This window comes from Microbulbifer maximicatervae (SeqCode) (genome assembly GCF_052467385.1).
In genome coordinates this window covers 1,524,429-1,537,612 of the sequence record NZ_CP174311.1, presented here as the reverse complement: position 1 = coordinate 1,537,612, position 13,184 = coordinate 1,524,429, and the positions used below count along the sequence as shown (strand labels likewise).

The following is a 13,184-nucleotide window of genomic DNA, read 5'->3' as shown; positions in this document are numbered from 1 at the left end:
TTAATTTAATTAAGCAAGCTCTGAAAAAAGTCTATGGTTTTTCCAGCTGAAGCTGCATAGCTAAACTCTTGAGGGTTTAGGTTATTTGGCTTGCTTACCAAATTCAAACTCGCCTCAATTAAAGATTTCAGATCACCTTTCTCCACCACCCCTTCAGGAAAGTATTTCTGCAAAACCTCCCCTGTACAACCTTCGGAATAAGCAACTACCGGGCGCCCCATCGCCAGTGCCTCCTTGGAATGTTTTGCGTTCCCGTCTTTCTCGCTGGCGAGTTGAAAAACTAGCTGAGAAGTTGCGTACAGTTCACGCATATCACGGCGTTCACCGAGTAATGTAACCTTACTACCGAGGTCCAAATCTTGTGCGAGCCCTTCAAGTTTTTTCAGATAGCGCAAATCATCTTCAACTAAAGCTCCTGCAATCACTCCGTGAATATCATCGCTTTGTGCCGCAGCCTGCGCCAACAAATGTAAAAACTCCTCCTGGCCCCCACTTGCAGAGATCTCTCCCGGCATTAACCACCAGTTTTTCCCTTCCAGCTGGGGATAACTATTCAAAAGCTTCATTTGCCACTGGCTCGCTACCGGTTTTTCACGATCAAACTCGCGAATATTGATACCGTGATAAATAACCTCTATCGAGTCTTCTGCAATCTTGGGGGAGGACTTCTTCAGGTTCTCTGCAACCCCTCGGGAGCTTGCGATAATTCCATCTCCTGACAGCACACCTTTATTGAAATAACTGTTGGGAAAATCTTGATCCACGAGGGGCACCAGCTTAGGGCGACTTGTAGCTGACTCACCCTTTAAGGCGCGCCAAGCTAGAAAAGCCGTTGAGCGACCATAGGTATGGACAATATCCGGTTGCAACCTTGCGAGAATCTTACGCAGGCGGGATTTGTGCCGCAAAGACCAAATTGACTCACTGATTTTTGGAAAGCTGATAAAGTCACTACCGTGCAAACGAAACCGCGCCTCCAATGGTCCACCAGTAGAAATCACCAGGGACTCGTGGCCTTTTTTGACCAGTTCATTTGCAAACTCAAGCGCAAGAGTTGCTGTGATCCCAGGCTCTAGACTGGGCAAAAACTGTACAACTTTCAATTTGACTTCCGTGAAACAGACCAAAAGGTCTATTTTGACTTCCAATAAGATAATTTCCCAGTAAATCATCACTAATTTACAAGTCAGTGACTTGATGCCTAAAAGCCCCTCTGGTACCTGAAGGTGTTAATGATAGTATTTGCAAAGGCAAATTACTCAGGGACCCGACAATGCTTCAGCGACAAATAAGTTACTTTCTCGCCTTTACACTGCTTCTACTAACAATAGGAGCTTCAGCCGCTGAGAGCGATAAAGGCATCTTCTGGAAAGCAACTAAAGATAATAAAACCGTTTACTTATTAGGCTCGGTTCACTTGGCAACTGAGGACTTTTACCCTCTAAGATCAAAAATTGAACAGGCCTACTCCAATAGTGATGCCATTGCCGTCGAGGCTGACATTCTCGCTGCAGAAGGCGACAGCCTGTTACAGCAGCGAATCATGATGGAGTCTATCTACCAAGGTGAACGAACTTTAAAAGACGAACTTCCACCCGCGCTATACAGCCAACTAAAGTCGTGGATGCACAAGCGTAGTATGCCCGAGGCTATGTTTATCCGGCAGCGCCCCGCCATAGCCATGATCTCTATGAGCATGATTGAGATGCAAGCCCACGGCCTCAACCCAGAACTAGGCATTGATAGGCACTTTTTACAAAAAGCAAAAAAAGATGGGAAATCTGTTCTGGAGCTGGAAGGCGTCTTGCAACAATTCAAGATGTTAAATGACCTGGACAACCCTGCGCTCCTCTTCCAGCAAACCCTTGAGCAAATTGGGGATATTTCAACCTTTTTACCCAAACTTACCAACGCATGGAAGCGAGGAGATGAAGAAGCTTTGAATCGCCTTATTATCCTCAACGGCCTAACTGAAAACCCTGAATATAAGCCGCTCTATGACACACTTTTTTTTAATCGCAATGAAAGGATGGCTGAGAAAATTGCCCTCAAGGGGCCAAACTACCAGTCTCTGTTTGTCATTGTCGGCGCTGGCCACTTGGTGGGCGAACGCAGTGTTATCGAGTTTCTAGGCGACACTGGTTACAAATTAGAACGCCTTTAATCAACTATCCAGTAACCCTCGGCGCAGATTTTCTGCGCCGTCCCATCCCCCCTCCCCGTCCAAAGTCTTTTCTATTGCTAAACTCGAATAGCACTTTTCCCGTGACCAATGACAACTCTCAACTAGAGGCGTCCGATGAAATGCTGGGGAGCATACTGTGCCATATCAATTCTTTTTTTTAGCTTCCCGGCTATTGCTGATGAAGCCGAGACAAAAGGCGGGCTGAAAATTGTCTCTGACGATGGGGATTTCTCCGCACAACTCGGCGGAAGGATTCACTTCGATACATACATTTTTGACAAAGACCTAGAAGATCCGGTCAATACAACCGACTTCCGTCGGGTTAGATTGACAATGAAAGGCAATCTATGGAAGTGGAACTATAAGCTTGAAAGAGACTTTGCTGATGATGGAGCTGGAGGGTTGAGGGATGTCTACTTAGCAACAAAGTTCTATACGGGAAAACTAACCATCGGCAATTTTAAACCCAGCCGCTCAATCAATGAGCTGACAAGCTCCAATGACCTAGTGCTTATGGAGCGGGCATTTACCAGCGCTGCAGGTATTTATTCTGGACGTGGACGTCAACAGGGTATCGACTGGCATACGCATTGGTGCTGTTATACATTTGGTTTTACGTTATTCAATTTACGAGACCCCGGTGACCCCAGAAATTCTGGGTTTGGCGCAGCAACCCGACTGACCTGGGCCCCAATTAACGATGCCTTATCAACAGTTCACCTGGGTGTATACCGTAGCTACGAAAAAGCGAATCAAGACAGTCCCGATATCGTTGCTGAAGTTGCCTATGCGGGCCGACGAGGGCCGGAGCAGCTGATAGCAATCACACCTGGCGGATCAGATAATTTTTTTGGCGAGTTTGGTGACGATGAGTTCTTCCTTGGGGATGGTGGGGGCAGAGTCAACACTACCGGTTTCGAGCTAGCTGCGACTTACGGCCCTCTATTCGGCCAAGCGGAATATGCGTATGGTCATTTCACGGGGAAGATATACCTCTCTGAATTGACCTATGAGGAATTCTTCGGTCTTCCGCCAAGTTTTTTTTGCGATCCCATAAGCGGATGCTTTATTGGCGGGCAGGATGTTCATGCCTGGTACATTATGGGAAGCTGGGCAATTACCGGCCAACATAAACCCTACGACTCCAAGATCGGAGTATTTAAATCTATCAAGCCATCTCCTCCAGAGGGTGCCTGGGAAGTTGCCGCAAGATATACCGCTATAGAGAATCGGGATTTTCGCCAGCTACGAGCCAGTAATTTTACACTTGGGGTCAATTACTATTTCAACCCAAAAATCCGGGTAATGATGAACATCACCCTCGGCGATGACGATTTTACTGGAGATAAAACCAACCAATTCGCCATACGATTACAAGGGGTTTGGTAGGGGGGTATAAAGTGACTCAAGACAGTCCTCAAGCCACTTTATCAAACAGGCAATTAACCTACTTGCTGTGCCTTAGCTGGGTCAAAAACCTCAACTTCCGCTGAAAGTTTTATATCCCGAACCGGGTTTTCAAATCGATTTAATGCGATATTTCGCTGTTCTTTCGCTTTCTCAATATTGGCCTCCTTCACCGGGCCGTAGCCCCGGATGATATCCGGATATTGAAGTAGCTCAACTGCAGCAGCGTGATTCTGCGAATTTAATTGGCCCAGAACTTTCTTAACCAACTCTTCATATTCGCTAATCAGTGCCCTCTCCATTTTTCGCTCAGCTGTATAGCCAAAAATATCAAGCGCCGATCCGCGCAAGAACTTCAGCTTCGCCAAAACACCAAATGCCTTATACATCCAACCGCCAAATTTCATTTTGCGGGGACGCCCCAAGGCTTTATCGAAGCGCGCCAGTAAAGGGGGAGCCAAATTGAACTCCAGGGTAAAGTCACCACTGAAGTTCTCTTTTAGCGATTCGGTAAAGCGGCTATCGGTATATAGGCGAGCCACCTCGTACTCATCCTTATAGGCAAGCAATTTTGCATAATTGCGCGCAACCACCTCGGCCAACTGGACATTCCCGGGCACTTTTAAAATCTCAGCAGATTTCACCGTATCGACCAAACTGCGGTAACGCTCGGCGAGGTCCGTATTTTGATAACCTGTGAGGTGCTCCACCCGGTGAGCCACAATCGCTTCAAGAGTTTGTGGTACCTCTACTGCAACTTTTTCGTGGGTTAACAGTTTGTCCAGAGCGTTGCGATTTTCTGCCGCCAACCGCCCTGCAGCAAATCCCTGCAGATTTCCTTCCACAGCGACACCGTTTAAGCGGATCGCTTCCAGCAGGGAGGCTTCAGTTAGCGGAATCAACCCTTTCTGCCAGGCGTAGCCGAGCATAAAAATGTTGGCGGCGAGCGTATCACCCAGAGCTGCCTTGGTGAGGCGATGCGCTTCTACTGAGCTGAGCTCATTAACCGCGCCACTCACCGTATCCAATACCGCTTGCGGTGAGTGGACATCCTCACGCCCGAGAACCGTTGCCGCCGTTGGGCTCAAGTGGGTATTCACTACCGCGCGACTGTGAGATTTATCCAGTTTAACCAAACATGCTGCCACATTGCCGGCTGCAATCAGGTCACAGGCCATTAGGGCATCGGCACGACCGTCGGAAATACGTACCGCCTGCAAAGACTCGGGCGCAGCCGCAAAGCGAATATGGGAGTAAACCGCTCCGCCCTTCTGAGCCAATCCGGTCTGATCAAGGGTGCTGCACGCTTTGTCCTCGATATGTGCCGCCATCGCTAGCAAGGCGCCAATGGTCACTACACCCGTACCGCCAACGCCGGTAACCAGGAAGTTATACGGCTGCTGTAAGCCCGGAAGCTGTGGCGAGGGCAACTTGGCCGCTTCAGTTCGCAACACGTCACCTACCCCGGCGCCCTTGGCAATATTGCCACCCTTCACAGTGACAAATGAGGGGCAGAAGCCGTTAACGCAGGACATATCCTGGTTGCAGCCGGTTTGGTTCACCCTGCGTTTATCACCCTGCGCCGTTTCCACTTTCTCAACAGCGATACAGCTCGACTGCTGGACGCAGTCCCCACAGCCTTCACACACCAGCTCGTTGATAAAGGGGCGCCCCTCGGCTTTAGGCAGTAGCCCGCGCTTGCGCTTGCGGCGAAGTTCGGTGGCACAGGTCTGGTCGTAAATTATAACGGTACAGCCTTCAACCTCACGCAGCTCATCCATTACAACGGGCAAGTAATCCCGGTGATGAATTTCAACTTCACTGGGGAAGGACAGCGCCCCCTTGTATTTATCCGGGTTATCCATCACCAGGACAACTTTCTGAACCCCTTCTGCCAAAACTTGGCGACAGATCATATCCGGAGCCAACTCACCATCGTGGGGCTGGCCGCCTGTCATGGCGACTGCATCGTTAAACAGGATCTTGTAAGTGATATTGACCTTGGCAGCCACGGAAGCACGAATAGCTAAAATACCGGAGTGGAAATAGGTACCATCACCCAGGTTTACAAAGACATGCTTTTCAGTTGTAAACGGCGCCTGCCCTACCCAGTTAACTCCTTCGGCACCCATTTGGGTGAAGGTATAAGTCTCCCGGTCCAGCCACTGGGCCATATAGTGACAACCAATACCTGCCAGGGCACGGCTTCCCTCCGGCACCTTGGTGGAACGGTTGTGGGGGCAGCCGGCACAGAACATAGGCAAGCGAGACACACTTGAGCCAGTCTGCTGGGAAATACGTTCAGCCAGGGCATTGAGGCGCATCAAGCGGTGTTTGCCGCCTTCATCCAACTTGTCCTCACCCAAAACAAAACCCAATACCTGGGCAATAATCGCTGGCGACAGCTCGCCATAAGCGGGCATCAGCGGCTGATCACTATCATCCACTTTACCGAGAATACGCGGGAAATTCGGGTCCTTCACGTGGACGTTGTACAGCTCTTCTTTCAGCTGTACTTCCATCAAACTGCGTTTTTCCTCAAGCACCAGCAGCGTATCCAAGCCACGGGCAAACTCCTGGATACCCGGCACATCCAACGGGTAGGTCATACCCACTTTAAGGATTCGAATACCGAGCTGCTTGGCCTTCTGCTCATCGATACCCATATCTTCGAAGGCCTGCATCAAGTCCAGATGGGCCTTACCGGTGGTGACGATGCCGAGGCTCGCCTCAGGATTTTCCAGTACAACCTTGTTGAGTTTATTGGCGCGGGCAAAAGCCAGCGCAGCAGGGCGCTTGTAGCGCCACAGGCGCTCTTCCTGCTCGAGAGGGTTGTCCTGCTTGCGAATATTCAGGCCGCCCTCGGGACGTTCAATATCCGGGTAGTGGAATTTAACCCGCTCAGGGTCCACTTCCACGGTCGCAGAGCTATCCATATTTTCTGCCAGGGTGATCATTGCCACCCAGCAGCCGCTAAAGCGGGATAGCTCCAGCCCGTAGTGACCATAATCCAACACTTCCTGCACGGTGGCGGGGTTAAGTACTGGAATATGCATATCCACAAAGGCAAATTCAGACTGCCCTGGATAGGAGGATGACTTACAACCGTGGTCATCGCCAGCAACGATCAGTGCGCCACCTTTGGGAGAGGAGCCAGCGGCGTTGGCATGGCGAAATGCATCGCAGGAGCGGTCGACCCCCGGTGTCTTGCCATACCAAATCCCGCAGACGCCATCCACTTCTGCGCCCTCGAACAAGCCCACCTGCTGGGAACCCCAAACTGCCGTAGCCGCCAACTCTTCATTGACGCCAGGCTGGAAACGGATGTTGTACTCTCCCAGCAGTTTTTTCGCCCTGGATAACTGCAGGTCGTAGCCACCTAAGGGAGACCCCCGATAACCGGAGATAAAAGTCGCGGTATTGAGGCCGCGATCCCGGTCCATTCGCATCTGGTCTATAGGTAAGCGCACAAGGGCCTGGATACCTGAAAGGAGCACACGGCCCTTGAGCATGGTGTAGCGGTCGTCCAATGAAACCTGTTTTTTTACTTGGGAATCCGCCGTACTTTGAGGACTGGTTACTTTTTCAGTCATACACCTACTTCCGGTTAATTATTCTTCTCGAAACCCGGTTCGAGTTATTAGTCATTATTCTTCCGAATAGTCCGTTTTCCGTGGTCAGATGCGCCTGTTTTTATATTTGCCGCAAAGTCCCAGAGCGGCTGAGGGCACACTGCACCTATCCCGAAACGGTTTAGTCAGGTCATACTAGTTCGTTAAGCGCAATAGAGCATTGCTTTATTCACGCAAATATGCGTAAATTTGTGATAGAAGTTTCGATATAGATAATTTTTATAGGATAGGAGTCTTTATGAAGCGTTCGACAGACCTGGATGATTTTGACCGTAAGATTCTGCGAGCGCTGCAGGAGAACGCAGATTACTCCATGGCAGAGCTAGGCGATAAAGTCGGTCTTTCGCATACTCCCTGCTGGCGCAGAATCAAGCGGTTGGAAGCCGAAGGTATTATCCGTGGCCGTGTTACCTTGCTGGACCCACGCAAATTGGATCTGGGTGTTACCGTATACTGCTACGTTACCATCCACAATCACGATGAGGAATCCCTGAACAACTTTGAATCAGCAGTTCAGGATGTCCAGGAGGTGGTAGAGTGCTATTCCACCAGCGGAGACAAAGACTATGTCCTGCGCGTTGTAGTGGATAGTGTGGAACACTATGAGCAATTACTGAAACGCTCCCTGGTACACCTGCCAAACGTGGCCTCAGTCAACTCCACCTTTGCCCTCAAGCAGGTGAAGTACACCACCCAGCTGCCACTTTAAGCCAAAAGTGTGAAAAGTAAAGCCCCTTGCTTTAACGCATGGGGCTTACTGAGAAAATTTCGGTTACTCTGCAAGCTCCCGCAGCGCATTAAGTAAATGATCAAGGGTTTCCTGCAGTGATTTACTGTCACAATCCACCGTTATTTCTGCATATTGCCGGTAAAGGGCCTGTCGCTCTTCAAATAAGTCCGCAAAAGACTGCCCGGGCGCCTTCGCTATGCCTCGGCTTTCATAATTGTGGATACGCCGGCGCAGTTCCTCCGCTGAACACTGAAGAAACACTACCACACCCTGACTGCGTAGATTCGCCATACCCTCATCGCTATAGACTGCGCTTCCGCCAGTGGCAATAACATCACTGGGGAGGGTGGCCTCAGCTAATACCTCCCCTTCAATGGCGCGGAGATTAAGATAGTCACTTTCAGCCATAATTTGCTGCAAAGTCTTGCCCTCTCTGGACTGGATCAGAACATCAGTATCTGTAAACCCCAGTGCTAACTCCTTTGCCAACAACACCCCCAGCGTACTTTTACCGGCGCCGGGCATTCCAATCAGGACGATACTTTTTCTTTTTTTCATTTTATTAATACTTGCACATTCAATCGCTACGGCGGGGAAAGAATACCGAGCGCAACCAGCCCAATAAGGTGTTCCCACCCAACATCATCTTATCCAATTCATCCAGATTATGCGCTTGGCGAAAGGCATCGGCAAATAATGCCTCGCGGGTAATCATTCGCCGCTTGGGATTAATTGATTTAATGGGTTTTGCCGGATTGCCTGCAACAACCATATTTGCGGGGACATCCTTGGTGACGATACTGCCGGCTCCCACTACAGAATTATCACCGATAGTGACACCTTTGCAGATGGTTGCACTATCTCCAATCCAAACATTGTTACCCAGGCGCACCGGGGAGGTACAACGGAAGGGCCGCGTGCGATTGTAGAGCCCATGCCAATCAGAATCGGAAATATACACATTGGCTGCGATCATACAGGCATCGCCAATCTCAATAGATTGAGCCGCAGAAATACGTACCCCTGGAGAGATCAATACGAAATCCCCAATAGTAATAAATGCCTCTCCCCCCTTGTGCCCAAAAGTGGTAAAGCGAATACACTTCTCGTTGTTGGAGATTAAGTGAGGATAATTTCCGAGCCGAATATTTCCGCCAAAAACATGGACAGAACCCGGGTCCATTACTTCCGGCTCAACCCCAACCGCATCGAATTGTGGCAGAAGGAAATACTCTGTTCGCCATTTTCGCCAACGCAGCTGCAGTCGCTTGAGCCAATAGGGCCTGTGATCCTTACGCATAATTTAATTTCTACTTATATTTTATGGTATTTACGGAGCCCTGAGTAAAAACCCAATTGCTTTTGTACTAGCGGCAGTTTAGTGTTTCGGCCACGAAAAATAGCAAGCGTTTACCCATGTCCCTAAATCTACCTATTGATATTCGAGCAATTAAAGGTTTCCTCGCCGCCCATGAAGGGGAAGCTCTCTACCACCTGGCAGCTGAAGCCAGCTCACTGGGTCCCTGTCTTGAAGTGGGCAGCTACTGCGGCAAATCATCAATTTACCTGGCCAGTGCCTGTAAGCTGACCGATAACGTCCTGTTCGCCGTGGACCACCATCGAGGATCTGAAGAGCACCAGCCCGGAGAGGAGTATCACGATCCCGAACTGTTTGATGGCCAGGCCAATTTAATGGACAGTTTTCGCACTTTCCGCGCGAATATTCGCGCGGCTGAATTGGATGACTGGGTTGTTCCCGTCGTCGCCCCCTCCGCAACAGCTGCACGCTGCTGGAATACCCCTTTGGGTCTCGTATTTATTGACGGCGGCCACTCCCTGGAAGCGGCCATGACCGATTATCGCAGCTGGTCCCGCCATATCGTGCCCGGTGGCTACCTGGCTATCCACGACATTTTCCCGGACCCCGCCGATGGCGGCCAAGCGCCCTACGATATTTACAAACTAGCCCTGGCTTCCGCTCAATTCGAGCTCGTCGAAACTGTCGACACCCTGGGAATCCTGCGCCGCATTTAGGGTCAGGCGCACCGATGTAAACAGCTCGCTCGCTGGCGTTAATCCGGCGAGCGCATCGGCAGCCAGAAGCATGGCCCCTACAGTCCAGGTGGTTTTTTCCTCCGGCCAGATGGCCTCATCCCGGTAGACATAACCGGTCCAGTAGCCCCCATCTTTATCCTGCCAACGGTGCAAACCGCGATACAAAATTTCCGCCCGCGAACGCTGGCCAGCAGCGATTAGGGACATAGTAAGTTCGCAAGATTCAGCCACCGTCACCCAGGGCTCATCGCTGACGCAACGACAACCCAAACCAGCCACGACAAACTCATCCCAGCGCTGCTGAAGACGCAACTGCGCTGCCTCACCAGAAAAGGCACCGGTTAATACGGGATAAAACCAGTCCATTGAAAAGCGCGCCTTGCTTTCCCAGGTGCGATCAAAGCGCTCCGGTTTATTGCGCAGCGCATCACCCAGAGCTTCCCGGGCAAGTATCCATTGGTGGCGAGCAACCCCTAGCTGGTGGGCAATATTAATTGCGCATTCCAGACTTTTATAAATGGAGGAGCAACCGGTGATCAGGGCATCTTCCATAGGGGCACCCTCTGAATCTACCGCCCAATGAATTTCGCCAAATTCCGTTTGCAAACGCAATACAAACTCGATTGCACGCTCCACCATCGGCCAATAGCGCTGTAAAAACAGTGTGTCTCTACTAATCAGAAAGTATTGCCAAATTCCTGTTGCCACATAGGCAACAAAATTGGTTTCACGGCGCTCCCGGTTGTCAATATCGCCATCTTTATAAGCGGCCCACCAGCTGCCGTCTTCCAGCTGAATCTCAGCCAACCAGCAATAGGCGTTTTCAGCAGCACTGAACTCTCCAGCAATGGCGAGCCCCATAGCGGCCTCAACATGATCCCAGGGATCGGCATAACCCCCTTTAAACCAGGGAATTGAACCATCGGGGAGCTGTTGGGAGAGAATATAGGCGGCGCTATCCTGGATAAATCCTTCAGGGAAAAGACCAGAAGCTTTTGCCGGCACAGAAACTTTACTCATGCTTCAGCTCCCTCAGGCAGAGAGAGAGGCGTATCTACTCGTTGTGTCGACCCGGCAGGTTTCACAAAATAGAGAGCGATACTTTTTCCCAACAGCGGGTTCAATAGTTTTTCGAGAATCCGGGTAAAGGCTGGTTTCTTCATCAGATCCCACACCAACAGGCGGTGATAGGCAGAGACCAAACGGGAATCGGGCTTGTCCCAAAACAAACACTTTAACCACCAGTAAGGTGCATGTAACGCATGGGCCTTATGCCGGGCAAAATAGTGGTGTCCCAGCCTTTCAATATCCTCTCGCAGCTCGCGCTCGCGGAATATTCGGATATGCCCACCCTCAACCTGATGGTATTCATCGCTGAGTTTCCAGCACACCCACTCGGGAAAAAATGCCGGTACTGTCGCGGCAAAAATACCAGAGGGTTTTAATACCCGGTTAATCTCAGCCAGGACAGACTTGTAATCGGGGATATGCTCAAGTACCTCTGAGCAGATAACCACATCAAAACTCCCATCGGCAAATGGTAGTTGCAAGCCATTGGCAACTCCGAACTGCAAGCGACCCTTTGAATGCTCGGGAGAGCGGAAAGGTTCCGCTCGCTCACTGGCAGTGCGCACATCATCAAAACACAGGTCAATGCCGTAAACATCAACCTCATCGGTGATCATCAAGTGAATGGAATGGCGCCCTTCACCGCACCCCAAGTCGAGGACTTTTTGGCCAGGGCGAAGATTTAAATGCTGGGGATCTACAGTAATCATCAAGCCGCCTCCGCACTGCGCATATTCGGAGTTTCTATTTCATGACTACTGGGCTGTTCCGCCAATGTATGTCCGAGAATTTCCCGGTAATATTTCACCAAACTCTCTGCAGCGATTTTCCAGGAAAATTTACTTTCAATGCGCTGGCGACCTTTCTCACTGAGTTCTATTCGCAGCGCTTCGCTGGATAAAACCTGGCGTAGGGCATTGGCCAAAGCTTCGTGATTTCCTGCAGGGACCACGATTCCTGCATCCCCAACCACCTCAGGCAAAGCACCCCCGTCACTGGATACTACCGGAGCACCACATGCCATTGCCTCTCCGGCAGGTAAACCAAATCCTTCGTAGAGCGATGGGCAAACTACCGCTGTAGCCTTGCGGTAATTATCGACCAGTTCTTCGTTAGAAATACCGGAGACAAACTGAACCCTATCCTGAAGATCCAGATCGTGAAGCAAGTGTTCCGTGGCGCCACCTTCGCGTAATTTGCCAACCACCAACAACTCTATGTTTTCATATTCCTGGCGTAATTCCGCCAACGCCTGTAATAAAAAGCGCAGACCTTTAAGCGGCTGGTCTGCCGATGCGGTGGTCATAATTCGCAGAGGCAAGCGCTTATTCTCTGCCCCTGGGTTGAATAATTCGGTATCAATACCGTTGTAAATCAGGTGAATCTGCTCGGGAGCTACGCCAAACTGCTCGATAATATCCCGCTCAGATTGCCTGGAAACGGTCACGATATGGCGAAGCTTCCGCGATACCTTGATCTGCATATTCAAAAAATTATGCCAACGACGTACCAGCAAACGAAAACGCCAATCGGGGGCGGCATCTAATGCCAGTTGACGATCCCGGGTAATGGGGTGATGAATTGTCGCGACAACAGGCAATCCATTTTTCTCGATATCCAGCAAGCCGTAACACAGTGATTGGTTATCGTGAACAATGTCGTATTGTTTGCCGTGCTTGCACAGGTATTTATTTACCCGACGGCCAAAGGTATAAGGCTCGGCAAAACCGCCGGTAAGCTTACTCCACCATTCAAAAAAATCCGCCCACGAGAGCAGGTGGCGAGGTTTCAAGGCCCGCGCTGGACGCTCAACTTCATAGAGATTCAACCCTGGCATTTTGATGAGTTTTACGCGCTCATCGAGTTCTGGATAGGGCTGGCCAGAAATAACATCCACGGAGTGACCAGCATCAACCAGTGCTTTACTCAGGTAGCGCAGGTAGATGCCCTGACCACCACTATGTGGATTGCTGCGATACCCCAAAAGGCATATTTTTAGTGGCTGCGTCTCGCCAGCCGTTGGACCGTCTGCACAATTTCCCAAGGCGGTCATAGTTTCCCCATCTGCAATATTCTTATACCCCATAACATTATCCGCTCTCGCACA

General features: G+C 50.4%; 11 protein-coding genes. 4 read left to right on the top strand and 7 right to left on the bottom strand.

The features are described 5' to 3' along the window. Positions 1-5 precede the first annotated feature (5 nt). Positions 6-1,103: a glycosyltransferase gene (locus ACJJIR_RS06690; RefSeq protein WP_444907748.1), complete on the bottom strand. Its 1,098-nt coding sequence runs from the start codon at positions 1,101-1,103 to the stop codon at positions 6-8. Positions 1,104-1,273: 170 nt separating this feature from the next. Between ACJJIR_RS06690 and ACJJIR_RS06685 the strand changes: the two genes are divergently transcribed. Together ACJJIR_RS06685 and ACJJIR_RS06680 are read left to right on the top strand one after the other, a co-directional pair. Next, entirely contained in the window at positions 1,274-2,164 is an 891-nt protein-coding gene (locus tag ACJJIR_RS06685) for a TraB/GumN family protein (RefSeq protein ID WP_444907747.1), read from the top strand. Positions 2,165-2,299: 135 nt separating this feature from the next. Beyond that, on the top strand, positions 2,300-3,574 hold the full coding sequence (locus tag ACJJIR_RS06680) for an OprO/OprP family phosphate-selective porin (protein WP_444907746.1): 1,275 nt from the start codon (positions 2,300-2,302) through the stop codon (positions 3,572-3,574). Positions 3,575-3,627: 53 nt separating this feature from the next. Here the strand turns inward: ACJJIR_RS06680 and ACJJIR_RS06675 are convergent, their stop codons facing one another. Beyond that, complete coding sequence (locus ACJJIR_RS06675) at positions 3,628-7,185, bottom strand: indolepyruvate ferredoxin oxidoreductase family protein (protein ID WP_444907745.1); 3,558 nt, start codon at positions 7,183-7,185, stop codon at positions 3,628-3,630. Between the two features lie 277 nt (positions 7,186-7,462). On the opposite strand from ACJJIR_RS06675, the gene ACJJIR_RS06670 reads away from it, so the two are divergent. After that, a complete protein-coding gene (locus ACJJIR_RS06670) occupies positions 7,463-7,933 on the top strand; it encodes an Lrp/AsnC family transcriptional regulator (protein ID WP_020413378.1) in 471 nt (156 codons plus the stop codon). Positions 7,934-7,996: 63 nt separating this feature from the next. On the opposite strand, the gene ACJJIR_RS06665 is transcribed toward ACJJIR_RS06670, so the two are convergent. Both ACJJIR_RS06665 and ACJJIR_RS06660 read right to left on the bottom strand, forming a co-directional pair. Continuing rightward, the gene (locus ACJJIR_RS06665) at positions 7,997-8,512 is read right to left on the bottom strand and encodes a shikimate kinase (protein ID WP_444907744.1); all 516 of its coding nucleotides are present in this window, start codon (positions 8,510-8,512) and stop codon (positions 7,997-7,999) included. Positions 8,513-8,531: 19 nt separating this feature from the next. Further along, positions 8,532-9,254 carry an acyltransferase gene (locus ACJJIR_RS06660; protein WP_444907743.1) on the bottom strand — a complete coding sequence of 241 codons (723 nt, stop codon included), beginning with the start codon at positions 9,252-9,254 and terminating at the stop codon, positions 8,532-8,534. Positions 9,255-9,370: 116 nt separating this feature from the next. Here ACJJIR_RS06660 and ACJJIR_RS06655 point away from each other — a divergent pair, with 116 nt between their 5' ends. Continuing rightward, on the top strand, positions 9,371-9,988 hold the full coding sequence (locus ACJJIR_RS06655) for a class I SAM-dependent methyltransferase (protein WP_282932028.1): 618 nt from the start codon (positions 9,371-9,373) through the stop codon (positions 9,986-9,988). Here ACJJIR_RS06655 and ACJJIR_RS06650 read toward each other — a convergent pair. The 3 genes from ACJJIR_RS06650 to ACJJIR_RS06640 are packed head-to-tail and all read right to left on the bottom strand — an operon-like array spanning position 9,917 to position 13,163. Then, complete coding sequence (locus ACJJIR_RS06650; RefSeq protein ID WP_444907742.1) at positions 9,917-11,029, bottom strand: prenyltransferase/squalene oxidase repeat-containing protein; 1,113 nt, start codon at positions 11,027-11,029, stop codon at positions 9,917-9,919. The genes ACJJIR_RS06655 and ACJJIR_RS06650 overlap by 72 nt on opposite strands. Continuing rightward, positions 11,026-11,787, bottom strand: a complete 762-nt coding sequence (locus tag ACJJIR_RS06645) for a class I SAM-dependent methyltransferase (protein WP_444907741.1) — start codon at positions 11,785-11,787, stop codon at positions 11,026-11,028. The genes ACJJIR_RS06650 and ACJJIR_RS06645 overlap by 4 nt, the downstream gene beginning before the upstream one ends. Then, positions 11,787-13,163, bottom strand: coding sequence for a glycosyltransferase family 4 protein (locus ACJJIR_RS06640; RefSeq protein WP_444907740.1), 1,377 nt, complete (start codon positions 13,161-13,163; stop codon positions 11,787-11,789). Before ACJJIR_RS06640 ends, ACJJIR_RS06645 begins: the two co-directional genes overlap by 1 nt. Between the last annotated feature and the right edge of the window lie 21 nt (positions 13,164-13,184).

Excerpts from the sequence above, each read along its gene's own strand:
- ACJJIR_RS06685 (WP_444907747.1), top strand. The coding sequence starts at position 1,274 with ATGCTTCAGCGACAAATAAGTTACTTTCTCGCCTTTACACTGCTTCTA.
- ACJJIR_RS06680 (WP_444907746.1), top strand. The coding sequence starts at position 2,300 with ATGAAATGCTGGGGAGCATACTGTGCCATATCAATTCTTTTTTTTAGC.
- ACJJIR_RS06675 (WP_444907745.1), bottom strand. The coding sequence starts at position 7,185 with ATGACTGAAAAAGTAACCAGTCCTCAAAGTACGGCGGATTCCCAAGTA.
- ACJJIR_RS06670 (WP_020413378.1), top strand. The coding sequence starts at position 7,463 with ATGAAGCGTTCGACAGACCTGGATGATTTTGACCGTAAGATTCTGCGA.
- ACJJIR_RS06665 (WP_444907744.1), bottom strand. The coding sequence starts at position 8,512 with ATGAAAAAAAGAAAAAGTATCGTCCTGATTGGAATGCCCGGCGCCGGT.
- ACJJIR_RS06660 (WP_444907743.1), bottom strand. The coding sequence starts at position 9,254 with ATGCGTAAGGATCACAGGCCCTATTGGCTCAAGCGACTGCAGCTGCGT.
- ACJJIR_RS06655 (WP_282932028.1), top strand. The coding sequence starts at position 9,371 with ATGTCCCTAAATCTACCTATTGATATTCGAGCAATTAAAGGTTTCCTC.
- ACJJIR_RS06650 (WP_444907742.1), bottom strand. The coding sequence starts at position 11,029 with ATGAGTAAAGTTTCTGTGCCGGCAAAAGCTTCTGGTCTTTTCCCTGAA.
- ACJJIR_RS06645 (WP_444907741.1), bottom strand. The coding sequence starts at position 11,787 with ATGATTACTGTAGATCCCCAGCATTTAAATCTTCGCCCTGGCCAAAAA.
- ACJJIR_RS06640 (WP_444907740.1), bottom strand. The coding sequence starts at position 13,163 with ATGGGGTATAAGAATATTGCAGATGGGGAAACTATGACCGCCTTGGGA.